General features: G+C 48.5%; 19 protein-coding genes. 11 read left to right on the top strand and 8 right to left on the bottom strand.

Annotation, left to right across the window (positions count from 1 at the left end):
• The first annotated feature begins 78 nt into the window (after positions 1–78).
• Positions 79–327: a ribbon-helix-helix domain-containing protein gene (locus L0156_10925; protein ID MCI0603511.1), complete on the top strand. Its 249-nt coding sequence runs from the start codon at positions 79–81 to the stop codon at positions 325–327.
• The gene (locus tag L0156_10920) at positions 324–722 is read left to right on the top strand and encodes a type II toxin-antitoxin system VapC family toxin (protein ID MCI0603510.1); all 399 of its coding nucleotides are present in this window, start codon (positions 324–326) and stop codon (positions 720–722) included. The genes L0156_10925 and L0156_10920 overlap by 4 nt, the downstream gene beginning before the upstream one ends.
• On the opposite strand, the gene L0156_10915 is transcribed toward L0156_10920, so the two are convergent.
• Together L0156_10915 and amrB are read right to left on the bottom strand one after the other, a co-directional pair.
• Positions 702–1220: a DinB family protein gene (locus L0156_10915; protein MCI0603509.1), complete on the bottom strand. Its 519-nt coding sequence runs from the start codon at positions 1218–1220 to the stop codon at positions 702–704. The genes L0156_10920 and L0156_10915 overlap by 21 nt on opposite strands.
• A 12-nt stretch (positions 1221–1232) precedes the next feature.
• Positions 1233–2426 carry an AmmeMemoRadiSam system protein B gene (gene amrB, locus L0156_10910; protein ID MCI0603508.1) on the bottom strand — a complete coding sequence of 398 codons (1194 nt, stop codon included), beginning with the start codon at positions 2424–2426 and terminating at the stop codon, positions 1233–1235.
• 91 nt (positions 2427–2517) lie between these two features.
• Here amrB and L0156_10905 point away from each other — a divergent pair, with 91 nt between their 5' ends.
• Positions 2518–3843 carry a pyridoxal phosphate-dependent aminotransferase gene (locus L0156_10905; protein MCI0603507.1) on the top strand — a complete coding sequence of 442 codons (1326 nt, stop codon included), beginning with the start codon at positions 2518–2520 and terminating at the stop codon, positions 3841–3843.
• Positions 3844–3891: 48 nt separating this feature from the next.
• The gene (locus tag L0156_10900) at positions 3892–6282 is read left to right on the top strand and encodes a PBP1A family penicillin-binding protein (GenBank protein ID MCI0603506.1); all 2391 of its coding nucleotides are present in this window, start codon (positions 3892–3894) and stop codon (positions 6280–6282) included.
• A 38-nt stretch (positions 6283–6320) separates the two neighbouring features.
• Here the strand turns inward: L0156_10900 and L0156_10895 are convergent, their stop codons facing one another.
• From L0156_10895 to L0156_10885, 3 genes are read right to left on the bottom strand one after another with little or no spacing between them, the layout of a single operon-like run.
• Positions 6321–6902 (bottom strand): hypothetical protein, encoded by a 582-nt coding sequence (locus L0156_10895; GenBank protein ID MCI0603505.1) that lies wholly within the window; start codon positions 6900–6902, stop codon positions 6321–6323.
• Complete coding sequence (locus tag L0156_10890) at positions 6899–7882, bottom strand: aldo/keto reductase (protein ID MCI0603504.1); 984 nt, start codon at positions 7880–7882, stop codon at positions 6899–6901. The genes L0156_10895 and L0156_10890 overlap by 4 nt, the downstream gene beginning before the upstream one ends.
• 33 nt (positions 7883–7915) lie before the next feature.
• The gene (locus tag L0156_10885; protein MCI0603503.1) at positions 7916–10609 is read right to left on the bottom strand and encodes an insulinase family protein; all 2694 of its coding nucleotides are present in this window, start codon (positions 10607–10609) and stop codon (positions 7916–7918) included.
• 77 nt (positions 10610–10686) lie between these two features.
• Here L0156_10885 and L0156_10880 point away from each other — a divergent pair, with 77 nt between their 5' ends.
• From L0156_10880 to L0156_10870, 3 genes are read left to right on the top strand one after another with little or no spacing between them, the layout of a single operon-like run.
• Positions 10687–11100: a cupin domain-containing protein gene (locus tag L0156_10880; protein ID MCI0603502.1), complete on the top strand. Its 414-nt coding sequence runs from the start codon at positions 10687–10689 to the stop codon at positions 11098–11100.
• Positions 11097–11486, top strand: a complete 390-nt coding sequence (locus L0156_10875; protein MCI0603501.1) for a transmembrane 220 family protein — start codon at positions 11097–11099, stop codon at positions 11484–11486. Before L0156_10880 ends, L0156_10875 begins: the two co-directional genes overlap by 4 nt.
• Positions 11487–11526: 40 nt before the next feature.
• Positions 11527–13857 (top strand): protein kinase, encoded by a 2331-nt coding sequence (locus L0156_10870; GenBank protein ID MCI0603500.1) that lies wholly within the window; start codon positions 11527–11529, stop codon positions 13855–13857.
• A 28-nt stretch (positions 13858–13885) separates the two neighbouring features.
• On the opposite strand, the gene L0156_10865 is transcribed toward L0156_10870, so the two are convergent.
• Both L0156_10865 and L0156_10860 read right to left on the bottom strand, forming a co-directional pair.
• Positions 13886–16318, bottom strand: a complete 2433-nt coding sequence (locus L0156_10865; protein ID MCI0603499.1) for an ABC transporter permease — start codon at positions 16316–16318, stop codon at positions 13886–13888.
• Positions 16319–16391: 73 nt separating this feature from the next.
• The gene (locus L0156_10860; protein ID MCI0603498.1) at positions 16392–17330 is read right to left on the bottom strand and encodes a hypothetical protein; all 939 of its coding nucleotides are present in this window, start codon (positions 17328–17330) and stop codon (positions 16392–16394) included.
• A gap of 114 nt (positions 17331–17444) precedes the next feature.
• Here L0156_10860 and L0156_10855 point away from each other — a divergent pair, with 114 nt between their 5' ends.
• Positions 17445–18938 (top strand): amidohydrolase family protein, encoded by a 1494-nt coding sequence (locus L0156_10855; GenBank protein ID MCI0603497.1) that lies wholly within the window; start codon positions 17445–17447, stop codon positions 18936–18938.
• A 23-nt stretch (positions 18939–18961) separates the two neighbouring features.
• Here L0156_10855 and L0156_10850 read toward each other — a convergent pair whose 3' ends face one another.
• Positions 18962–19633 (bottom strand): DUF2461 domain-containing protein, encoded by a 672-nt coding sequence (locus L0156_10850; protein ID MCI0603496.1) that lies wholly within the window; start codon positions 19631–19633, stop codon positions 18962–18964.
• 262 nt (positions 19634–19895) lie between these two features.
• Between L0156_10850 and L0156_10845 the strand changes: the two genes are divergently transcribed.
• The 3 genes from L0156_10845 to L0156_10835 form a co-directional block, all read left to right on the top strand.
• Positions 19896–21143: an HlyD family efflux transporter periplasmic adaptor subunit gene (locus L0156_10845; GenBank protein ID MCI0603495.1), complete on the top strand. Its 1248-nt coding sequence runs from the start codon at positions 19896–19898 to the stop codon at positions 21141–21143.
• A gap of 30 nt (positions 21144–21173) precedes the next feature.
• Entirely contained in the window at positions 21174–21887 is a 714-nt protein-coding gene (locus L0156_10840) for an ABC transporter ATP-binding protein (protein MCI0603494.1), read from the top strand.
• A gap of 210 nt (positions 21888–22097) precedes the next feature.
• On the top strand, positions 22098–22326 hold a 229-nt coding region (locus tag L0156_10835), incomplete at its 3' end, for a hypothetical protein (protein ID MCI0603493.1).

Genomic DNA, 22326 nt, shown 5'->3' with positions numbered 1-22326 from the left:
TATTTCGCAGTCTGATATCCCTTGTCCATTTTCCAAGACTGTCAAATTCAATTATAATTATAATTATAATTATTACTTATGCAGATAACGATTTACCTTTCGGATGATTTGATTCGGAAAATAGATGCATTAGCGCGAAAGCAAGGAAAGAGCCGCTCATCTCTAATTCAGGAAGCTTTGAATAGAGATTTAGAATCAAAGAAAAGTGTCTCCTATCCTACGGAAACGCTGTCGGTGTTTGGAGCCTGGAAGGACCTGAGTATCGAACAAATCGATGAATTCAGAAAAAGCTTTGCCGGAGACGTCCGGCGCATGAAGCTCAAATGATCTACGTTCTGGACACAAATACATGCATTTACTTCCTGAATGGGACATCAGTCCGCATCCGTGATCAAATCGCGTTGCGCGAGCCTTCCGAATTGGCTACCACTTCTATAACGGCTGCCGAGCTTTACTACGGAGCTTATCACTCGAAAAGAATCACCAAAAACCTGGAAGTGCTCCAAAAATTCTTTGCGAATATGCAAGTCCTTCCTTTTCACAGAAGGGCTGCAAGGGAGTTTGCCCGCTTGAAAGAAAGTCTCAGGAAGAAAAGGAAACTGGTCGGTGCGTTTGATCTTATGATTGCAGCGATCGTGCGCCGGGAAGAGGTTACGCTGGTCACACACAATACCGGTGAATTCAACAGGATAGAAGGTCTATTACTCGAGGACTGGTTTTGAAACGGGCGTTGTCATATCGATGAACAGCAAAAAGTCGAGCTGAGCGGGGGCGGCTCCCAGCTGCCGTAGCATCGTAACGACCTGTCCGCGATGATACGTGGAATGACTCACCATTTGATGGATCATTTGCCAGAGCTGATATTCCCAGATTTCGTCTTTGAAATTTTGATATTCGACCGCGTCCATCAAAGATTCATCGGATATCTTCGAAAGGAAATTCCACTGGTCCATCTCCACTTCATTCCATTTTGATTTCAGAGATTTCACATCAGGAAAATACGCCGGATCCAGCATAGATTTTGGCGATATCCCTTTCCACCGCATGAGCCACACTTCCTCGGCGGCAAGAATGTGCGTCAGAGTGTCGCGAACGGACGAGTAACTGGAGCCCAGTTCTTTCTGGAATTGTTCTGTCGTCAGCGCGCTGACAGCTTCTAAGAGCCGGGCATTTGCCCACCGGTTGAATTCGAATTGGATCAAGATAGTTGCAGTATTCATTCGACAAGAATATCAAGGATAAGCGATACTGGCAAAGGAGACAATTCCGCCGGAAGGATCGTGAGCGTACGAATAATGTAGAAGCGTGCCCGCGCTTCCGATAACTTGAACAGCCGAATAAATCGCGTAAATTCCACAGACCCGGCGAGCATTCTGATCCGCCATGACCGCGTTGTAAAACGCCTCCGCCCTTCCGGCGAGCGCGTTTTGCAAGTCGGCTTGATCCCGGTTTTGGATCTCACGAATGATGTTCTCTGAAATATCGAATCCGTCTCCAAAACGCTTGCCCACATGAGCAAGATCCGCCGCAGCAAGCACCGTTGCATCCCTGCCTTCAAGTTGGTGTTTGCAGGTTTCCAGGAAGTTTAAAATCTCCGGAGTGAGTCCGTTTTCAAAATTTCCGCATAAAACGGGCACGATTCGCACATTTGGTCCGTACAGCAAGGAGAGCATGACGATTTGAAATTCGATGGAATGTTCGGTGCGGTGCACAATTTCATGTTCCCAGGGATTCCAGGAACAGGAAGCTGCTAGTGTTTCTACAAGTTCCGCATCTGTTTCAATGGAACCGAGCGGCGTATCGAATTTTTTTCGCGTAAGAATGAAAGGCGCGGGGGGTCCGGCATGGGCCACGCCAAAAATCAATACGATTTCCGGTTTACGATAGCGGCTGAGCTGCGTGTAGGCATGCGCATAAGAATGACCGCCACGGTGGAAATCGATATGAGGGGCGATCAAACCACGTAAAGGTTTTTCCGCTTGCTCACTGGATCCGGGAAGAGTTCCAGGAGCGCCTTCTCGTGTGAACTGCTGAGCCAGAAAGGAACGGAGAGTCGACGGATCATCAGGATACGACTTGCCGGCAAGGTATGCGGCGCGGACTGGATTGTTCTGAAAATCTTGCAACACTCGATCGCGAAGCTCCCAAAAGCGTTCTGAAAACAGGAAACCGTGCTGATCGAGGGTTTCCACTGTGCTTTCAATATCATTTGAAAAAAGAAGTTGCCCGTCGAACCGCTGCGCGAATGCGTGTTGAATATCCAGAACCGATCTTTGTCCGTTCAGCATGGCCGCGATGAAAAAAGCTGCCGGTGTTAATAACAACTGTTCTTCAACAAAACCTTCGGGATCGCGCAAACAAAGGAACTGCTGCTCTTCGTGATTCACAGGATAGATATCAATGTTTCGCAACGCCGGAAAATTCATAACTTATATTAACCGCCAAGGCGCCAAGGCGCCAAGATCCATTATTATCTTTGCTTTCTTCGCATTCTTCTGTTTAAAATTAAAGGTCATTATGCGAACACCGGTTACTCATCCGAACGTGCCGCTCCTGAAATATGCGATTCGCGAGATCGTTGATGTCACTCAGAAATTGCAGGAACTGGAGCCTTCTTACTTATTTGTGCGGGAGAACATCGGAGATCCTGTTGCAAAGGGCTGGCCGGTCCCTTCATTTTTGAAACAGGTTCTCATGGATGAGATCCATCGCAAAGGAGATCTGGTTTTTGGATACTGTCATTCCCGTGGAATTCCCGAAGTGCGCAAATGGATTGTGCAATATGCAAAACGCTTTTCTCCCTCATCCACGCTCGACTACGAATATGTTTTGCTTACGAATGGTTTGGGCGCTGCCATTTCATCGTTGTATCACATGTTGCGGCGCGGAGCGCGCATTTTGCAGCCGGCGCCCTGCTATCCTTCGCATTCTTCGATGGAATCCTTCGCTGCAGGCGCAGAACCGGTCTTTTACAATCTGGATGTGGTCAGGAACTGGGAACCGGACCTGGATCACATGGAATCTCAAATCAAACGTCATCCGGAAGTGGCCGGAATCCTGATCGTCAATCCGAACAATCCAACCGGCGCCGTTTACAGTGAAGCAACTCTGGAAAAAGTCATACGGTTGGCCGAACGGTATCAGCTGATGGTGATATCCGATGAAATTTATTTTCGAATGGTTTATCACGGCCTCAAACATGTGCAGCTTACCGAGATGGCGGTGGGGCGGATTCCACTAATATTGTTACGAGGCACCTCCAAGGATGTACCCTGGCCGGGAGCGCGCAGTGGCTGGATCGAATTCCACAATGTGGATCTCGACTCGGAGTACAAATCTTACTGTGAAGCTGTGAAGAAACGTGTGCTGCTGGAGGTTTGCGCGACAACATTACCACAGACTGTCATCCCTGCAATTTATGATCACCCTGAATACGAAAATTGGAATCGCACTTACAATGCTGGCCTTGAACACAATATTGATCTGATCGCTGAGATTCTAGGAAGCACGAAAGGGCTACACACGAATCGCCCTGATGGCGCATTTTACATGATGCCGACTTTTGAAGAAGGTGTTCTCAACAATCATCAAACTCTCCCGATCAAGAATTCATCGGCGCGACAATACATTGAACATGAAGTTGCCGAGCCCGGCATGCAACCCGATAAACGCTTCGCATACTACCTGCTGGCTTCAACCGGAATCTGCGTTGTGCCCGCCTCCGGTTTCTCCTCACCGGCTCCCGGCTTTCGCATCACAACCCTCGAACGAGACGAAGTAAAGTTGAAGGACACGTACAGACGCCTCTCCCAGGCGGTCACGGACTACCTAAAATCTGCTTAATCTTGGCGCCTTTGCGTCTTTGCTTTGAATTTCCTAAGTTGCATATTGATGCAACTTCGATCTGGTCTTGACCGCCTTCCGAGATGGGTGATTCGTCTTACTGCTATTCTCATTATTGTTTTGTGTGTTTTCTGGATCGGACTTTTCGTGCATTACAGCGTGATCGTCGAAAGACATCTGAGCTCTGAGAAATGGTCGCTCCCATCCACGATATTTGCCGAACCGCTGCTGCTCAGGAAAGGAGTATCCTTTAACCGCGCCGATCTAGTCGACTATCTTCAATCTCTCGATTACTTTTTGGCCAAGCATCCGGATGTTGCGCCCGGGCAGTACAGCCTTTTTTCTGGAGGAATCCGCTTTCAGCGGCGTCCGTTTCTGTATAAAGATTCCAAAGCTCCCGTCATCGATGTTCATTTCAATTCAACAGGTATCGATCGAATTACCGATATCAGTTCGAATCAGGAGATGGATTTATATGAAATGGAACCGGTGCCGATCCGAAATCTTTTTGGAGACGAATGGGAAAAACGAACACTTGTTCCTTATCAGGACATTCCTCCACATTTGATCGATGCTGTACTTGCGATCGAAGACAGAAGATTTTTCAGACATAACGGCATCGATACCATAGGAATTGCGAGGGCATTGTGGCGAAATCTGAAATCCAGAAATGAGATCCAGGGTGGAAGCACAATCACGCAACAGCTCGCGAAGAACTTTTTTCTAACTCCTGAACGTTCCATAAAACGCAAAATCAACGAGGCTTTGCTTGCTCTTTTCATGGAACGGCGCCAGACAAAAGAGGAAATTCTGGAGCTTTATTTAAATGAAATCTATATGGGGCAGCGGGGCGCAATGAGCATTCATGGAATCGGGGAAGCGAGCCGCGTTTTTTTGCGGAAGGAAGTGAAATCGCTCACTGTTCCGGAAGGAGCACTGCTTGCGGGAATGATTCGCGCGCCCAACGCATACAATCCTGCGAAGAATCCGAAGCAGGCGCTGGAGCGAAGGAATACGGTTTTAAAAACAATGCTGGAAATGGGAACAATTACGAAGGAACAGTATGCGTCATTCTTGCGCGTTCCGGTGAAAGCATATCAATCGGATACAAAAATAAATCTGGCTCCCTATTTCGGTGATGTTGTGAAGACGCAGCTTCTCGACAAGTATTCTTCCGATACGATCTACAAACGAAATCTGAATATTTTTACTTCGTTGGATCTCGGGATGCAGCAGGCAGCGGAGGAATCGCTTTCCGCCGGTTTGAGGAATATTGACAAGAAAAGAGAAAAGCGGACTGGAAAGAAAATTCAAGGTTGCCTGATTGCGATCGAACCGCGCACCGGTTATATCAAAGCGTTTGTCGGCGGTCGTAACTATTCGAAGAGTCAGTTCAACCGGATCAATCAAGCTTTGAGACAGCCGGGAAGTGTCTTTAAGCCGGTTGTTTATGCCGCAGCGTTTGAGCGCGCTTTCACCGATCCACCTGCATTTACTCCTGCCACGCTGGTGGAAGATGGACCGTGGATTGTGAAAACCGCAGACGAAACATGGGAGCCCAGAAATTATGATGGTGAATACCACGGCGTTGTCACGTTGCGCAAAGCTTTATCGCATTCGATGAATATTGCCACAGCAAAACTTGCGAGCGCCGTTGGTTTGCGAGATGTGGCAATGCTCGGACAGCGTCTTGGGTTTGAAACGGTAAAAGCGTATCCCTCAATCGCGCTCGGAGCATTCGAAGTGAGCCCGTGGCACGTGGCGCGCGCATACGCAGTTTTTGCAAATGGCGGTATGAAGACAGAATTACGAACGGTCAAACAGGTGAAAGATCACGCGGGTGTATTGCTGGAAAGCAGCAACCGGGAATCGAAACGTGTGTTGCATCCGGAAACGGCTTATCTGATAACGGACATGCTTCGTTCGGTGATGTCTGAAGGGACAGCAGCTTCAGTTCGTTCGCTTGGTTTCACTCGTCCGGCTGCCGGCAAGACCGGGACAACCGATGAGTACCGTGACGCCTGGTTTGTCGGGTATACACCCGACCTGCTATGCGTGGTCTGGACCGGATACGATGACAATACACCTTTGAAAATGACGGGAGCTGAAGCCGCACTTCCGATCTGGGCGAGTTTCATGAAAAAAGCAACGCAAAAAATGCCGGTGAGAGATTTTGAAACGCCCGATGGTATTGTTACCGCTGTGATTGATCCTACAACAGGCTCGCTTGCCACCGGCGCCTGCCCGATGACCGAAACGGAATTGTTTATCGCCGGCACGGAACCGAATACGCAATGCATGGATCATGCATATAGTTTTTATGCTTATCGCGATTACCACCGTGACCGCTATCGTTGGCGCTCCAATGACCGCTATGAGCCGCGACGATATGCGCATAAAAGGAAAAAATGGTGGCGCCGCTTTAAGTTCTGGGATTAGCTCATAGCTCCGCAGGCGAGACGCCCGCGCTACTTTCTTTATTTTCGCCAGCCGACAGAACGAGCCCATTCATCCATCTGAAGGCGTCTTGCTTTTAAATCTGCTGGTGGTTTTTCGTCTGGCGGTATGTATGCACTCTTTTTCAACGGCGGGAGGCCCATCGTTGCGCGCCGTTCATTCACGTGTTCTGCGTCTTTGATCGCAGGGAAGGGACTCATGTGTCCATGTTCATCCCAATCCACGGAAGTCCCATAAAGCTGTTCTTTTCCTTCAAACAATCTGATTCTGTCTTCCAGGTACGCGAGCTGCCACAATGGCGCTTGTTGATTCTTTATGGCAGTTCCCAGGAGTTCCAGTGTGTTGCGCATAAACTCAGGCTCACCAATCGAGTGTTGCGCAATGCGCCACGCCGCCTCCTCACCGTCCTTGCCCACCAGATCGAGGCCCGGCCATCCGTGCTCTTGAATGATTGTTCGAAGCTGGGCTGCATTCTTTCGATGCACCGCTTCCATGCGCTGATGATAGCCCTCAAACAACGAGCCGTCTGTTGCTAACTCTTCGCGAACGCGCTCATCTTCTTCAATCAGGCGGAGCAATTGATTTCTGAGTTCGTGGTTCAATGGTGGCCCAAGATTGCGTGTGGCTGGTAAAGTTCCTGAAGAAAAGTTATTTCTCCGGAATCGAGAGTTATATCCAGAGCCCCGGCAGCTTCCGTGAGATGTTGTATTTTTGAGGCGCCAATTATGGGAGCGGTTATTCCCGGTTGGTGAAGAATCCAAGCGAGCGCAATTTGCATTCGAGAAACACCGCGATGCCTTGCCAGTTCACCGACACGATCAGCAATTTTGAAATCAGAATCCTGATAATAAAGCTTTTGTGCGTAGTCATCCGTTTTCGCGCGGAGAGTTTCTCCCCAATCCTGTTTGTTGCGATTCCCCGCAAGAAAGCCGCGGGCCAGCGGACTCCAGGGCAGCAAGCCGATTCCCTCCGCCCTGCAAAAAGGAATCATCTCTCGTTCCTCTTCGCGATAAATGAGGTTGTAATGGTTCTGCATGGAAACAAATCGTCTCCAGCCGCTCTGATCCGCTTTGTATAAAGATTGCGCGAATTGCCATGCATACATGCTGGACGCGCCGATGTACAGCGCCTTTCCGCTTCGCACAACCGAATCAAGCGCCTCCAATGTTTCTTCGATCGAAGTTTCGTAATCCCAGCGATGGATCTGGAACAGGTCCACATAATCCATTCTCAAACGGCGCAGGGATCCATCGATCGATTGTAAAATGTGTTTGCGCGAAAGTCCCTGATCGTCCGGGTCCTCACTCATCGGGAAAAATACTTTTGTCGCAACCACAAGATCTTCGCGTTTCGGCGCGAAATCTTTCAGAGCTCTGCCCAGAACCTCTTCACTTATTCCACGCGAGTACATGTCCGCTGTGTCAAAGAAGTTGATTCCGAGCTCAAGAGCGAGCTGAATAAAAGGCCGGCTCTCCGCTTCATCTAAAACCCAGGGACGCCATTGCGATGAGCCATACGTCATCATCCCGAGGCAAAGTCTGGATACTTTGAGACCAGTTTTTCCAAGTTTCGTGTACTTCATATACAAAGTAGCGCGGGCGTCTCGCCTGCGGAACTAGGTTTTGCCACGCTGGATTCCGGAAACATATATGTCACCGGATAAATGTTTCTTGGCGGCGTCACGCAATTGTTCAAGCGTGATCCCCTGAGTTAGTTGGAGCATTCGCTCCGTAAAATCCAGGCCGACTCCAAAAAAATAGTTTGCAGCGAGGTCGCTCAGGATGGCGTCATTCGTTTGCAAAATGATTTTCGTGGTGCCCGCGAACGAGGATTTTGCGCGGTTCACATCTTCCTGATTAAAACCGTCGCTGGCCAGGCGTCGAATCTCTTTTAGCAGGGCTTCGCGAGCTTGCGGTTCTTTGGTTGCTTCTGTCGCCATGTATGCAACGAAGGCTCCATGGCCAACGCGGGAACTGTCGCGCGCGAAAACCGTGTAAGCAAGCGCCTGTTTGCTGCGAAGTTCCGCAAAAAAAGTTCCGGCAAGTCCCGAAGTTACATTGCCCAGCAGTCTCAGAATCGGCCACTCAGGATTGGTGCGCACAACAGTTGGAAAAGCGAGTACGATTGCTGACTGCTTTCTGTCCCGGTACTCCACGATCTCCATTCGTGCAGACGGTATCGAAGGAGCAGGAACCACAGGCGGGACCTCACTCCGTTTGGACAGCTTACCGAAATAGTGTTCCGCCTGACTCTTTGCTTCTTCCGCTGAGATGTCTCCAACGATTAAAACAATAGTGTCGTCCGCAACAACATGTTTTTGCCACCATTCGCGCAAAGATTCAGAAGTAATCCCTGATACCGAGGTTTGATATCCGAGAGGTGGCAAGCCATAAGGATGGCTTCCATAAAGCGCCTCGCTGGCTAATTGAAAGGGTCGTTGCAAAGAAGAGTCGAGTGATCGTTTCATTGCTGCGACCTGCTCGAATCGTTCTTCGTTTACACCTTCCTGTGGAAATGACGGATTCATCAGAACGTCTGCAAGCAGCTCGATGCCTGCTTTATAATTTTTGCTCAGAATACTCAGATTCACCCCAAAGTAATCTTCCTGAATATCAAGATTCATCTGTGTTCCCAGATACTCAATCTGATTGTCTATTTCATCTCCGCTTCTTGATTTTGTTCCTTTCCGCATCGAACGAGCCAACAATTGGGTGATTCCTGCGTTCCCGCTATTTTCATAGATGCGTCCACCTTTGAAATAAACACCGGTCGAGACCATCGGCGCGCCTGGTCTTTCTTGAAGAATCAACGTAACTCCGTTGGACAGCTGTTCTTGTTTTACTTTGGAGTTTGTGGTCGCCGGCCTTACCGGTGAAGCTTGCGCGGGAAGAGGTGTTGCCGGAATTGCAGGAGGCGTGGTTGATGTTGCTTCTTGCACGGCAAGGAGAGCCTGCTCAAGTGATATTGCCGGCACTTCTTTCGGCGTGTAATGATAGAGGGTCAGATTTTCGACTGTAAGATAGCGGCGTGCGGTCTCCTGAATTTGCTCGGCTGTGATCGTGTGGATCTCTGCAAGTCGTTGCCCCATTGCTTCGTAACCGTATCGTGCTTCAGATTGCGATAACGCTTGAGCCTGTCCCAAAACATCTTGAAGTCCAAAGACAAGGTAGGATTCCAACTTGTTCTTTGCCAGTTGTAGTTCATAGGCATTCGGCCCGTGAGCTTTCAATCGTTCAACTTCAGCGAGAGTTTTGCGATCTACGGCGCTTCGGTTCTTTTCATCAAAAGATCCCTGAATCTCAAAAACTCCTATGTCATCAAAAGTGTAGTGGATCGCGTAAATCGTGCTTGCGGAATCAGGGTTTACAACATTCCGATATAGCCGGGATGATCTTCCGCTTCCAAGAATTGTGGCCAGCAGATCGAGCGTAAGTTCATCCTTATGACCAACCCCTACCGTGTGCCATCCAAAAACGGAATAGCCCTGTTTGATATCCGCGCTCGATCGTCCGTACCGGAATTCAGTTTGTAGCGGCTCTTTGGGACCATATTTTTTGTCGACCTTGCCTCTGGGAAGCTCACCAAATGTTTCTTTGGCGATGCGGACCGCTTCTTCATGCGAAACGTCTCCTGCGATGACAAGAATCATGTTTTCGGGCCGGTAAAGAGTTTGAAAGAATGCGATTAGATTCTCGCGATTGATGTTTCGCAATACCTCATTCGAACCAATCCTCCACCGTTTCATTCGGTGGTGTTGAAAGGCTATTGAATACATTCGTTCTGTGGAAAGTGCGGGAGGATTATCTAACTTGCGATTTGACTCTTCGATGACCACCTCGGCCTCTTTTTTCAATTCTTCTGGATTAAAAAGAGGATTCATAATGGCATCGGATTGAATTTCCATCGCTCGACGAAAACCTTCGTAGGGAACTACAAAATAATAATTTGTGTAATCGTAAATCGTTCCGGCATTCATCAAACCACCCACATTTGCCAGTTGTTGCGCGATTTGCTCTGAGCCGGGAAATTTTTTTGAACCTTTAAAGAACATGTGTTCAAACAAGTGGGCCATTCCCGCGACTTCATCCGGTTCATTGAAATAGCCTGCCTTCACCCAGGTATTGATCGCAACAACTCCAGTGCCTTTTTGCTCGCGTGTCAGAACAGTCAATCCATTGGGAAGACTTGTTCGCTTGACGCTTTTCAAAAATTCATCCAGAGCCGTAGCTGGCCTTTTTGCAGAAACACTCGCCAGAAGCAGCGCATTGATCATCAAAATAAATATGGCAGCAAACATCACTCGGAGCATCTTTATTTCCTCCACAAAAGTATGAATTATATATGGAAGTGCAGGTGTATCGCCTGCTCCTAAAGGAGGAGCTATTCATGAAGGATTGGTTAATTTGCTTTGCATTATTGATGATTTCCCTGAATGTTTTGGGCGATGTCACACCGTCAGAAAAAATTGCTGTACGCGTGAACGGTGAAAAAACTGCAGAAGTAAGAATGCTTTACTCGGATCCGAAGTTCTATCTGGGACGCCTGGTATTCGCTCCCGGTGGTGGAGTTCCGGAGCATAATCACCCCGCGAGTTTGGAGGTCGTTTACATTCTGACAGGGACCGGTGAAATGCTAATAGCCGGGGAAAAATTCATCGTCAAAGCCGGAGGTGTTATTTCTATTCCGGTAGGAGTCAATCATTCGTTCCGCAATACAGGCTCCGAACCGGTGGACGGGATCCAGGTGTATAGCCCACCGGGACCCGAAGAAAGATTTAAAGCCTGGAAGACTAAGGAATGAGGAGGCCAAAATTAGTTAACTTTGTCAACTATTTTTTCCTCTTGATTTTCCTGCTATGCGTCGCCGTTCAATACAACGATCTGGATCCGTTCCGTTGGATTGCGATCTATGGAGCGGCGCTGATCTGCTGCATTCTGTTTGCGGCCAGGAAACTTCCGCTCTATTTATCCGCCGGCGTAGGATTGGCCGCTTTGATTTGGGCTGTTTTTATTTTGCCGGAAGTCTGGGGACAGACCATTCCGATGCATGAAGTTTTTGCAACCATGCATATGCTCAGTCCAGGAGTCGAAGAACTCCGTGAGATGGGTGGCCTTTTCATAGTCTCTTTCTGGATGCTAATACTCACTGTAAAAACTCATAGCGTTTCTCACGCTTCAATACGATAATTAGCAGTCGTTTGAACCTTGAACCCTTGAACCCTTAATCATGATTGGCTCGCTCGTATCGCACTACCGCATCATCAAGAAAATTGGTTCTGGCGGAATGGGAGAAGTCTATCTTGCTGAAGATACGAAATTGGACAGGATTGTCGCGTTGAAGATTCTTCTTCCGGGTATGGCGAGTCAAAAAGAGCGGATGGCTCGTTTTGTTCAGGAGGCGCGCGCAGCTTCTTCTCTCGATCATCCGAATCTCGCGACGGTATATGAAATTGGCGATGCCGAAGGAACCCGGTTTATCGCCATGCAATATGTCGAAGGCCAAACATTGAGTGACAAACTCCGTCAGGGCCCTCTGCCAATTAGCGAAGTCATTGATATTGCCCTCCAGATTGTGGACGCTCTGAACGAAGCGCATTCGAAAGGGATTGTTCACCGGGATCTCAAGCCTTCCAACATCATGATTACACCGCGAGGACAGGCAAAAATTCTGGATTTCGGATTGGCCAAGTATTCCGGATCCGAGTTTCATCGCAGCGCGCCGAATACGGAGCCAGGAATTATCCTGGGTAGCATCCAATATATGAGTCCCGAACAATCTCTGGGCCGGGATATTGACCGTCGCACCGACTTCTTCTCATTTGGCATCGTTCTGTATGAGATGATCACCGGCAAACTGCCGTTTCGCGGAGAGACTCCCATGGAAACCCTGAGCAAGATTCTCAGCGATCAGCCGGAGCCTTATGGGAATTTGCAAATTCCGTGGGAAGTCCAACGTATTATCGGGAAATGTTTGGAAAAGGAACCGGATCGCCGTTATCAAACTGCGAAAGATTTAATGGTGGATCTGAACAATCTGAAACGGGACACGGAATCCGGGAGATATTCTACGGAGCGGCATATCGCTCTCCCACGTCCTCTTTTCCGCCGAATCGGAACAGGATCCGTGCTTCTCCTTCTGATTGCGGCCGCAGCCGTGTGGTTTTCCGTGCGTTCGGATCGGGTTCAACAAATTCATTCCCTTGCGGTGCTCCCATTTTCGAATGAGAGCAAAGACACCGGAACGGACTATTTGAGTGATGGAATTACCGACAGTCTGATCAATCGTTTGTCTCAACTGCCGAATTTGAAAGTGCTTGCGCGCGGCACCGTTTTCACATACAAAAACAAAGTTGTGGACCCGCGTGACGTAGGACGCGAACTGCAAGTCGACGCGGTCGTAACGGGAAGCATTTATCAGCTTGGTGAGGACTTTCGGGTGCAGGTAAGTCTTGTGAGCGCGGCTGATGGCGCTCAAATGTGGGGTAAACAATACAACAGAAAGTTGTCCGACATCTTTCAAGTGCAAACGGATATTTCGAGTGAAATCACGCAGGAAATGCGTGTGAAGCTGACCGGCGAGCAAGAACAACAACTGCAAAAGAATTACACGGAAAACGTAGAGGCTTACCGGCTTTATTTGAAAGGACGTTATTATTTGAACAGAAGAAATGAAGAATCCTTTCTGAAAGCAATTGAGAGTTTTCAGGAGGCGATCGCCATGGATCCAGATTACGCTCTTGCCTATGCCGGTCTTGCGGATTGTTATGCACTTTTGAGTAATTGGGGATTCTGGCCCGCAAAGGAAGGATATCCAAAAGCTAAAAACGCCGCTCTGAAAGCGCTTTCTCTGGATAATTCGCTTGCAGAAGCGTACATATCGCTGGCAACAGTCAAATCCAGTTACGAATGGAATTGGAAGGAAGCAGAGGCCGATTTTTTGCGCGGTCTCCAGCTGAATCCCAGCTATGCTACCGGGCATCTCTGGTATTCCTTTTACCTGCTCTTGATCGGGCGAAACGAAGAATCTCTTAAGGAAGTCCAGCAAGCGCAGGTGCTGGATCCGCTTTCGCTGATCATCAATGCAAATCGAGGTTATACGCTTTATGTTTCGCGACGTTATCCCGAGGCGCGCGAAGCGATAGAAAAAACTTTGGAATTGGATCCGAATTTTGCGATCGCTTATGAATATCTCGCTTACACGCAAGTCCAGCAAAAGAGATATTCCGAAGCAGTTCAATCGCTGCGAAAGGCTCTCCGGATTTCACCGGACAATCTAACCTTTCAGTCGGATCTTGCCAGCGTGCTGGCGCTGAACGGTCAAACAGAAGAAGCGAACTTGATATTGAATGAGCTTTTGGCTCAAAAGGGTTATGTTCCACCTGTCGATATTGCAGCGATCTATATCAGTCTGGGGAACAAGGAGAAGGCGCTGGAGTGGCTGGAAAAAGCGTATGAGATGCGAAACGATCAAATCACTTACATTAACAAGGAACCACGTTTCGATCTGTTAAGAAGCGACCCCCGCTTTCAAGATCTTCTCCACCGCATCGGCTTCTAATCAAAGTAGCGCGGACGTCTCGTCTGCGTTATTCATACCTGAGCGCGACGATCGGATTGACTTTTGATGCGCGACGCGAAGGAATGCAGCACGCGAGAATCGCTGCAAACGTGATGAATCCAATTACGATGGTAAACACCGCCGGGTCGGATGAGTTGGTTTCGTACAACATACTCCGCATCAATCTGGTGAGAGCGAAACTGAAAGCGATCCCGATCAAAATTCCGGCAGCGATCAACTTTGAGCTTTGTTTCAATATGAGCTTGAATACATCACCCGCGTTCGCGCCGAGAGCCATTCTGATACCCATTTCCTGCGTCCGCTGAAGAACCGTATGCGAGAGCACTCCGTAGATCCCGGCAAGCGCAAGAATCAATGCAACTACCGCAAGTGAAACAAGCAGCATCATGCTAAAACGCGCTCTTGCTGTCGAATCGCCAACCCAGTCTTGCAGAAGCCGCACATCTGCGAGCGGGAGATCCCGATCCATGCTGTGCACGATCGATGCGACTGTAGATACCGGAGACAGCGGATCGCGTTCTGTACGAATCACGATATTCATAAAAGAATAAGCGAGCTCTGTGTGCGGCCAGTACACCGAAGCTTTCGCCTCTTCCTGGATGTCGTCATGTTTCAGATTGCCAACAATGCCAATAATCTCACTCGGTTCGTTTTCATCGCGCATAAAAACCGTAATTCTCTTTCCGATCGGATCCTCACCCGGAAAATACTTTTGCGCGAGAGTTTCATTGATGATGACAACGCGTCTCCTTTGTACCGTTTCATCCCGTGTAAAAATACGTCCCCGTTTCAGCGGGATTTGCAATGTTTTAAAATAACCGTCATCGACCACAAATACCTGTGTGACCGGTTCCTGGTCCGGCAACGGTGTCGGTTTCCCGCTGATGTGAAATCCGGTTCCCGCAGTGGATCCAGCAAATGGCAGAAAGCTAACCATTCCTACGGATTGAACACCCTGCATATTTCGCAGCCGCTCCATCAAATTGTGGAACCATGTGATGACTTGCGCGTCTTCGGTGTATTTCACTCCCGGCAGCTGAACGCGGAAAGAGAGAACCTGTTTCGGATTGAATCCTGGATCAATATTGGAAAGACGCCAAAAACTCTGGATCAAGAGCGCTGCGCCAATCAACAAGACGAGTGTTATGGAAAGCTCCGAAACAACAAGTAGATTGCGGATTCGACCGCTATCACCGGTCGTGCCTCTGCTTCCTTCTTTCAACTGTTCATTTAAATCAGTTCGAGATGCGCTGAATGCCGGAACAATTCCGAACACCAACCCTGTTATCACGGAAAGACCAAGAGCGAACAGCAGGATTACCCAGTTCAAAGCGACATTACCGAAGTCAATGCCGGCACGATAGCCCAGGACTGTGAGTGCATTGACTCCCCATATGGCCAGCAAAACTCCAAGAAGCCCGCCAATCACGGAGAGTAGAACACTTTCCGTTAGCAACTGGCTGATGATGCGTCTTCTGCCTGCGCCCAGTGCCGAACGCACCGCAATCTCACGCCGCCGCGCAATCGCTCTCGACAATAACAAGTTCGCAACATTGGAACAAGAAATCAAAAGAACAAATGCTACTGCCCCAGCGAGTATCCAGAGCGGTTTGCGAAGATCTCCCGCAATTTGTTCACGAAGTGCAATGACGTTTGCTCCCCAACCTGCGTTGAATTCATAAAATTGCGATTCCAGCCGCTTCGCAACAAGTTGCATATTCGCCTTTGCCGCTTCTATAGTTACATTCGGTTTCATGCGGGCGACAAGTGACAAAGAACGTCCACGGCGTATTCGTTGTTCGGGCTGAATAAAATACAAAACCCATAATTGCGGCGGCTTACTGGTCATCCACCCTTGAGGTTTTACAAACCATTGAAATCCTTCCGGCATTACGCCGAGAACCGTACAAGGACGTCCGTTCAGGAAGATCTTCTTGCCAATTACGTTTTTGTCACGGCCGAATCTTCGCTGCCACAATCCGTAAGTAAGCACAACAATTCTATCCTCTCTACCGTCATCTGCAGGAAGAAAGGTTCTTCCTAAGATTGGATTCCTTCCAAGGACCTTGAAGAAATTGGACGTCACGTACTGAATGGGAATTTCCTCCGGTTGGTTCTCGCTGTTGAAATTTACGGCCGAGTTTACATAAGCAGCCATGTCCGTAAAAACACTGTTCTGCTTTTTCCAATCGTAGAAATTCGCGGGATTCGCGACATTTTGCATGGAACCGGTGCTGCGATTTGTTTCCCAAACAGTGACCAGTTGTTCTGCTTCGTGGTAGGGAAATGGTTTCCACAAAATCGCGTACAGCACGCTGAACAGCGATGTGTTTGCGCCGATGCCTAACGCGAGCACAAGCAAAGCGATGAAAGTGAATCCGGGTTTGTTCGTAAAATTTCGAAATCCGTATTTCAAATCCTGAAAAAAGATGTTGATCATAAAATTGCAAAAAACATAAGACTAAATGTTTTGTCCGTATCCGGAACTTTTTTTCCCACAACCGGACAATTTCTTAGTCCCAGTTGTTATGAATGCGCATGCTAATCAAGTCATCCACATCCGGGTTCGTCTTTTTATCCTCCTGAACACGGCGAATAAAGGAGGGACTGACGTTATGAATTCTCATTTCCACTAGTTTATTTGCGGAAACATTTTCATAGCCTAGCTTTTTCAATTCGCGTACGAATTCCGGCGTAACACCATGAATTTGAAATTCCACCAGTTTATTTGCCGTGAGCGTGTCGTATCCCAGACTGCGAAATTCCTTGACTCTGTCCGGAGATACTCCATGAATGCGGAACTCAACCAGCTTGCTTGCAGATAAATCCTGATAGCCTGCTTCATTCATTTTGCGGACAAATTCAGGGCTCACGCTATGAATTCTCATTTCTACCAGTTTGTCAGCGGCAATGTCCTTATAGCCAAGCGAGGCCATCGCGCGGGCATATTCGGCTGAAGCCCCGTGAATCTTCATTTCAATGAACTGATCCAGGTCTAGACCGCGATAGCCCAATTCCCGGAGATCGCGAATGAACTTCGTATTGACATCCAGCATCGCCATTTCGTATTGCTTTTTCGAACTCATGCCGGGGTAACCGAGGTCAGACATTTTAGACGCGAAAGTCTTATCGGCTTGAAATTCATACTCGCCGCGACCGTATCCACTTTTAAAGCTGCCCTTGCATTCAAAAATACCTGCTTCCCGAACTAGCTGAAAAATTACAGAACGGGAATCGGACAAAATGATTTCCAGAGTCAGGCCCCTGAACGCTTCAATAGCCACGCGGAAGCCGTTGTTGTTTCCTTTACGATAAAACTGCATTTGCAGCGTTTGGTCTTTTGCGACATATTCTGCTTCCCAGAGTCCGCTATAGCCGGAATCTTCAACAGCACCAAGCAAACTGACCGTTACAAATGCAAGAGCGAACACGACAAAAATCCATTTCTTCATGATGTTCCTCAATTTTTCAATAAATCTGCGTCATGCAAAACACTTGCCAAATAAATAGACCACCTGTTCAGAAAAATGGTTGCTGCTGTACAATGAGAACTTTTGGAGGCATTGATGTTGAGACGTTCGATCATCTTTTTTCTGGGCTTCATTTGTTTTTACTCCGTTCTTTATTCTGAAACGGTTGTTCATGCCAAGAAATATGACCGGTTGATTATTCGGAATGCAACGGTCATAGAAGGAAATGGAACTCCTGCCTGGGGACCCGCGGACATTGTGATTGAAAAGAACAAGATTGTGGAAATCGTTCCGCTCGATCCGGTGGCGATCAAGGAAGGGAAAGGAAAGCGACCGGAAGGGACCACCGAAATCGATGCGACCGGTAAATATGTGATGCCCGGTTTGATCAACATGCATGGCCATGTTCAGACGGAGCGAGGCGGCAAACCGATGCCGGTGGATTACTGTTTGAAATTGTGGCTGGCCTGCGGAATCACGACGATTCGTGATGTTGGCAGTGAAACAAAGGACACCGTTGCTCTGCGTGAAAAAAGTTTGCGAGGGGAAGTCGAGGCTCCACGGATCTATGTCTACGGTTATTTCGGAACTCAACCGTATCCAAAAAATCAAGACGAAGCTCGAGCAAGAATTCGTGAGCTGAAAAAAATGGGCGCGGACGGAATCAAGATTACAGGAACGGACCGGGATATTCTCGAAGCTCTGGAGGATGAAGCAAAGAAATCAGGTCTCAGAATTGCGCATCACGTCGGAGTGGAAGAAACCAACGCGCTGGATGATATCGAGTTAGGAACGACAACAATTGAACACTGGTATGGGGTTCCGGATGCCGCTATTTTGAGCGGTCGGCAGAATTTTCCTTCCACTTATAACTACAACAATGAAGTCGATCGATTCCGGTACGCCGGCAGGTTATGGCGAGAAGCAGATTGGGACAAGCTGATGAAAGTGTTGGACCAGATGATTGCTGCGAAGGTTGCCTGGGATCCGACCCTTGTGATTTATGAAGCGAGCCGTGATTTGCAGCGCGCTCAAACGCAGCCTTGGTTTCAAGACTACTTGCATCCTGTGCTCGCGAGCTATTTCAAACCGGATCCCGCGCATCATGGTTCTTACTTTCTGCAATGGAGTTCCACGGATGAAACTTTCTGGAAAGAGAATTACAGAATTTGGATGAAGGCACTGCGCGAATTTGAGCAGCGCGGAGGCGTGATTACAACAGGAGAGGATGCAGGTTTCATCTACCAGATGTACGGTTTTGGTTTGATTCGTGAACTGGAGCTTCATCAGGAAGCGGGTTTTCAACCTTTAAAGGTGATCCAGCATGCCACCGGCAATGGCGCAAAAATTCTCGGCGAAGAGAAGAAAATTGGTAGAGTCCGCGCCGGTCACCTTGCCGATCTCATCATTGTTAATGGGAATCCGCTTGAAAACCTTAAGGTGCTTTATCCAACCGGTATCGATGAAGTGCGCGATGGAAAAGTTGTTCGATCCGGCGGTGTTGAGTGGACCATCAAAGACGGCATTACTTATCATGCGCCAACAATTCTCGGTGAAGTAAAGAAGATGGTGAAAGACGCGAAAAAGTAAACGGGCGACCACAAGGGTCGCCCCTACCAGGGCAATCGCAATGCTTTGCTGAGAAATTCAAGGAGCGGGAGCATTCTCTTATAACTGGCAGCTAAATCTGTAATAAATGTCGGACTACAAACCTGTCTGTCCGGAAAGGTTTCACTCGTGACGAAATCCTTGAACTTCAAGTCTTCGATCAACGGATGATCCACGGCAAATCCTTTCGGTGGGCGAGCGAGCCGGTCGCCTTCAAGTTTTATTTTACGTCTTACCTTTTTCCATTCATCGGCGCGATTTGCAATTGCTGTTCTGATCGCAAGCAAAGCGGGTGAATCCGGATGCCACACGCCGGAAGCGGTAAAACACTGTCCAGGTTCCAGGTGCAAATAAAAACCCGGCACATGCACTTCTTTCCCCGCTTTGTGATGAGGAAAGTGAGCGGAGGCCATGGTTTTGTAAGGACTCTTATCCTCTGAAAAACGAATATCCCGGTAGATACGAAACATCGATCCGCCTGTGGGTTTCGGATCGGCAACGAAACGCGGATGAACCTTATGAAGATGCGAGGCGAAGTCAGCGATGAATTGCAACATCGGCTGTTTCACCTTCGTTTCGTACCGTTCTTTGTTTGCTTGAAACCATTCGCGGTTGTTGTTCTGCTTCAACTCGCGCAAAAATTGGAACAATCCCTGATCAAAATGTGCTTTTCCCATAGCCGTTTATTTTACCGCAGAGACGCGGAGACGCAGAGTTAAAAGATTTTTGTTTGTTTTTCTCTGCGCCTTTGCGTCTCTGCGTTAAAATTCTGGCTGTTCGATTATGGGACGATGATTCCCACTATCGAACGTGAAATGGCCAAGTTTCCGGCGAGAAACGGATGGCATGACGGTTGCTAGTAGAAAGTCATGAGCAATGAGCAACGATCTCATAGCTCATTACTCATAACTTTGGCACTCATTTTTGGAGGATGAATCATTGGATATACCGAGAAAAGCCCCGAACCGGAAATTGCGACGCATCATTATTGCCGGCGCGGGCGTTATATTACTTGCCGCGATTACACTTGGATTGTCACAGTTAAAACCAGCGGCGCCTAACGTTGAAAAAAACACCGTATGGGTGGACAAAGTAAAACGTGGATTGATGTTGCGTCAGGTCCGCGGCACAGGAACACTGGTCCCTGAGCTGGTGCTATTCATTCCGGCCGCAACCGAGGGACGAGTGGAGAGAATTCTGATTCTGCCTGGATCCGTTGTTACCGCGGACAGTGTTTTGCTGGAGCTGAGCAATTCAGAATTGGAGCTTGCTGCGCGCGATGCCGAGCTGCAACTTCGCGCGGCGCTCGCGGAATTTGAGAATATCCGCGCCAAGCTCGAAAGCGAAAAAATGGATCAGGAAGCAATAGCCGCGCAGGTAAAGTCTGAATATCTGGCAGCGCGTCTTAGAGCAGAAGCTGATGAATCGCTGGCAAAAGAAGGATTGGTGCCGGATATCACATTAAAAATATCAAAAGGGAAAGCAGAAGAGCTTGCGCTTCGCTACGAGATCGAAAAGAAGCGTCTCGGCGTAAGTGAGGGAGCGATCAAAGCGCAGATCAACGTGCAACAAACCAAAGTGGACCAGATGAAAGCGCTCTATCAGTTGCGCAAGGAACAAGTGGCAGCGTTGCGCGTTCGGGCCGGTACCGATGGCGTCCTGCAACAATTGCCGGTGCAGGTGGGTCAGCGGGTTACCCCTGGGGCAACTCTCGCAAAAGTTGCGCAACCTGAAAAACTAAAAGCAGAGCTGAAGATTGCTGAAACTCAGGCAAAGGACATACTGATCGGGCAGGTGGCAAGTGTGGATACGCGCAATGGAGTTATTCCCGGCCACGTGATCAGAATCGACCCTGCCGTCCAGAACGGCACCGTGACTGTGGACGTTGCATTGGATGGCCCACTACCAAAAGGCGCCAGGCCGGATCTAACAGTAGATGGGACCGTGGAACTGGAACGTCTGGAAAGCGTCTTATATGTGGGGCGCCCTGCTTCGGGACAGGAAGAGAGCGCAATCACGCTTTTCAAAATCGATAGAGATGGAGTGACGGCGCATCGAGTGAAAGTAAAACTCGGACGAAGTTCAGTGAACACAATTGAAATCATCGAAGGACTTTCGGAAGGGGACTCCGTGATACTCTCCGATATGTCTCAATGGGATGAGTTCGACCGTATCAAACTCAGTTGATAGTGTGCAATAGCTACTAAGGAGAAAAAAATGACCGATCAAACACTGATTAACCTGGAAGGGGTAACGAAAGTATTTCTTACGGATGAAGTGGAGACGCACGCGCTTTCCGGCATTCATCTCATGATCAAAAATGGAGAGTACGTATCCATCGCCGGACCTTCCGGCTGCGGCAAATCTACGCTGCTTTCTATTCTGGGATTGCTGGATACTCCGACAGAAGGAAAATACTTATTGAACAACAAGTCGGTTGAAACACTATCCCTCTCCGAACGGGCGCGCGTGCGAAATCGTGAGATCGGTTTCATCTTTCAGGCTTTTAATTTGATCGGTGATTTGACTGTTTATGAAAACGTTGAGCTTCCTTTGACCTATCGCGGATTGCCTTCCTCCGATCGAAAAAAGATGGTTCATGAAGCTCTTGAAAAAGTGGGGATGTCGCATCGCACCAAACATTACCCTTCACAGCTCTCCGGTGGACAACAACAGCGCGTCGCTGTGGCGCGCGCGCTTGCGGGACACCCTTCGATTCTGCTCGCAGATGAACCTACAGGAAACCTGGATTCAAAAAATGGACAGGCCGTAATGGACTTGCTTCGTGATTTGCATCGTGAAGGAGCAACCATCTGTATGGTTACGCATGATCCCCGTTTTGCGCGCTATGCAGAACGCACCATTCATCTGTTCGATGGCCGCGTGGTGGAAGAGAGCGAGAGCATGGAAGAAGCAGCGGTAGTTTCATAGCTCGGGCTTATCGCCTTTGCATTGCTATACGTCTGATGTTTGTTTTTCTGCAAAACACGCAATTAGCTGCGTGTAAGAAGGGAGATATGGAGATATTTGAGATGTGGAGATGAAAAAAATAAAAATTATCTCCTTATCCCCGTCATCTCCTTATTTCCCCTTCTTACACAGCGTTGCCGCTTTGCGCCTTTGTGTTGAGTTTCGAATCAAATGAACAGAATCTTGCAGGACCTGCATTATGCGTTTCGCATGATGCGAAAAAAGCCAGGCTTCACGATTTTTGCCATTCTAACGCTTGCCTTAGGTATCGGAATCAACACCGTCGTTTTCACGATTGCGAATACCATTTTGCTGCGGCCAATTCCCGCGACAGATCCTGATGAATTAATCCGCATCTATCAAAAGACAGCGGAAGGCGCAGTGCAACTACGTTTTTCGT

The organism is bacterium (assembly GCA_022616075.1).
GTDB lineage: Bacteria > Acidobacteriota > HRBIN11 > JAKEFK01 > JAKEFK01 > JAKEFK01.
The sequence above is the reverse complement of the archived record's forward strand: the minus strand, read 5'-3'. Positions and strand labels throughout refer to the sequence as shown.

Bases quoted from the DNA above. Each gene is read 5' to 3' on its own strand.
- L0156_10925 (MCI0603511.1), top strand. From the start codon at position 79: ATGCAGATAACGATTTACCTTTCGGATGATTTGATTCGGAAAATAGAT.
- L0156_10920 (MCI0603510.1), top strand. From the start codon at position 324: ATGATCTACGTTCTGGACACAAATACATGCATTTACTTCCTGAATGGG.
- L0156_10915 (MCI0603509.1), bottom strand. From the start codon at position 1,220: ATGAATACTGCAACTATCTTGATCCAATTCGAATTCAACCGGTGGGCA.
- amrB (MCI0603508.1), bottom strand. From the start codon at position 2,426: ATGAATTTTCCGGCGTTGCGAAACATTGATATCTATCCTGTGAATCAC.
- L0156_10905 (MCI0603507.1), top strand. From the start codon at position 2,518: ATGCGAACACCGGTTACTCATCCGAACGTGCCGCTCCTGAAATATGCG.
- L0156_10900 (MCI0603506.1), top strand. From the start codon at position 3,892: ATGCAACTTCGATCTGGTCTTGACCGCCTTCCGAGATGGGTGATTCGT.
- L0156_10890 (MCI0603504.1), bottom strand. From the start codon at position 7,882: ATGAAGTACACGAAACTTGGAAAAACTGGTCTCAAAGTATCCAGACTT.
- L0156_10885 (MCI0603503.1), bottom strand. From the start codon at position 10,609: ATGCTCCGAGTGATGTTTGCTGCCATATTTATTTTGATGATCAATGCG.
- L0156_10880 (MCI0603502.1), top strand. From the start codon at position 10,687: ATGAAGGATTGGTTAATTTGCTTTGCATTATTGATGATTTCCCTGAAT.
- L0156_10875 (MCI0603501.1), top strand. From the start codon at position 11,097: ATGAGGAGGCCAAAATTAGTTAACTTTGTCAACTATTTTTTCCTCTTG.
- L0156_10870 (MCI0603500.1), top strand. From the start codon at position 11,527: ATGATTGGCTCGCTCGTATCGCACTACCGCATCATCAAGAAAATTGGT.
- L0156_10865 (MCI0603499.1), bottom strand. From the start codon at position 16,318: ATGATCAACATCTTTTTTCAGGATTTGAAATACGGATTTCGAAATTTT.
- L0156_10860 (MCI0603498.1), bottom strand. From the start codon at position 17,330: ATGAAGAAATGGATTTTTGTCGTGTTCGCTCTTGCATTTGTAACGGTC.
- L0156_10855 (MCI0603497.1), top strand. From the start codon at position 17,445: ATGTTGAGACGTTCGATCATCTTTTTTCTGGGCTTCATTTGTTTTTAC.
- L0156_10850 (MCI0603496.1), bottom strand. From the start codon at position 19,633: ATGGGAAAAGCACATTTTGATCAGGGATTGTTCCAATTTTTGCGCGAG.
- L0156_10840 (MCI0603494.1), top strand. From the start codon at position 21,174: ATGACCGATCAAACACTGATTAACCTGGAAGGGGTAACGAAAGTATTT.